This window comes from Microbacterium sp. K35, assembly GCF_004794375.1.
GTDB classification, from domain to species: Bacteria; Actinomycetota; Actinomycetes; order Actinomycetales; family Microbacteriaceae; genus Microbacterium; species Microbacterium sufflavum.
The window spans coordinates 1-1789 of the sequence record NZ_SSDM01000331.1; the positions used below are offsets into that span (position 1 = coordinate 1).

Genomic DNA, 1789 nt, shown 5'->3' on the forward strand with positions numbered 1-1789 from the left:
TCCGCCGCCGCCGGGGGTCCGGATGCGTCCGGCGTGGCGGACGGCCCGAGTGTTGCCGCCGCCGCGGAGACCGGGAGCCGTGGCGCCGGCGCGGAGACGAACGACGCCCGCGGGGAGAGAGCGGGTTCGGCTGCGGACGCAGCGGGTGTGGACGGCGATGCGGACGGACCGGTGCCGATCGAGCCCGGGGCCGTGCTGCGGGGGCGCGGGGTGAGCCCGGGGAGGGTCGCGGCGCCGGTGGTGCACGTGGCGCCGCCGCTGCCGGAGCCCGACGCCGAGACGGTGGTCGCGCCGGACGAGCGCGAGGCCGAGGTGTCGGCGATCGAGTGGGCCGCGGTGGCCGTGGCCGACCAGCTGCGTTCGCGCACGGCTCAGGCGACCGGCGAGGCCCGCGCGATCCTCGATGCGTCCCGGCTCCTCGCGTCCGACCCGGAGCTGGTGTCGGAGGCGACGGAGCTCGTACGCGCGCAGGGACGCACGGCCGCGCGCGCCGTCTGGGAGACGTCCGCGACGCACGAGAAGGCCCTCCTCGCGCTCGGCGGCCGGATGGCCGAGCGCGCCGCCGACATCCGCGACGTGCGCGATCGCATCATCGCGGAGATCCTGCGGGTCGACCTGCCGGGGGTGCCGGAGCGCGACGAGCCGTTCGTGCTGGTGGCGACCGACCTGTCGCCGGCCGACACCGCCACCCTGGACGGGGGGCGGTGCGTGGCGCTGGTGACGGAGCAGGGCGGCCCGACCTCGCACACCGCGATCATCGCGCGGTCGCTCGGGCTCCCCGCGGTGGTGGGGCTCGCCGGCGCCCTCGGGGTCTCCGAGGGCACCACCGTGCTGGTGGATGGAGAACGCGGCACCGTGACGGTCGATCCGGATGAGGTCGACGTGGCGTCCGCGCGCGCGGCGTCCACCGTCGTGACCTTCGACGGTCGCGGGCGCCTGGCGGACGGGACGCGCCTCCCGCTGCTCGCCAACGTCGGCGGTGCGAGCGATGCCGCATCGGCGGCGGCCGCGCGGGCGGAGGGCGTCGGCCTGTTCCGCACCGAGTTCTGCTTCCTCGGCCGTGTCGATGCGCCGACGATCGACGAGCAGGTCGAGGCGTATCGCGGAGTGCTCGCCGCGTTCCCCGGCCGCAAGGTGGTGGTGCGCACGCTCGATGCGGGCAGCGACAAGCCGCTGCCCTTCGCGAACGCCGATCACGAGGACAACCCGGCCCTCGGTGTGCGCGGACTGCGCATCGCCCGGCGGAACCCCGCCCTGCTCGACGATCAGCTGCGAGCCCTCGCGCGCGCGGCGGATGCGGAGTCGGCCGAGGTCGAGGTGATGGCGCCGATGGTCGCGACCGTCGAGGAGGCGCGGGAGTTCGCGGAGCGGTGTCACGCCGCCGGGCTGGACCGCGTCGGGATCATGATCGAGACGCCCGCTGCCGCCCTGCTGGCGGCCGAGCTGTTCGAGGTCGTGGACTTCGTGAGCCTCGGCACGAACGACCTCGCCCAGTACACGCTGGCGGCCGACCGCCTGCTGAGCGACCTCGGCGAGCTGAACGACCCGTGGCAGCCCGCAGTCCTGCGCCTGATCGGCATGGTGGGCGCGGCGGGCCGCGCGGCGGGGAAGCCGGTCGGGGTGTGCGGTGAGGCCGGGGGCGATCCGGCCCTCGCTCCCGTGCTGGTCGGGCTCGGCGTGACCTCCCTGTCGATGACCCCGCGTGCGCTCGGACGGGTGGCCGCGGCGCTGGACGCGGTGACCGTCGAGGACTGCCGTCGGATGGCCGAGGCCGCGGCCGGCGCCCCCA

1 protein-coding gene is annotated in these 1789 nt (G+C 76.3%); it reads left to right on the plus strand.

Annotated elements, in window-relative coordinates; all coding sequences use genetic code 11:
* Positions 1-33 precede the first annotated feature (33 nt).
* A partial coding sequence (gene ptsP / locus DW299_RS13155; RefSeq protein WP_205814399.1) for a phosphoenolpyruvate--protein phosphotransferase occupies positions 34-1789 on the plus strand: 1756 nt, incomplete at its 3' end.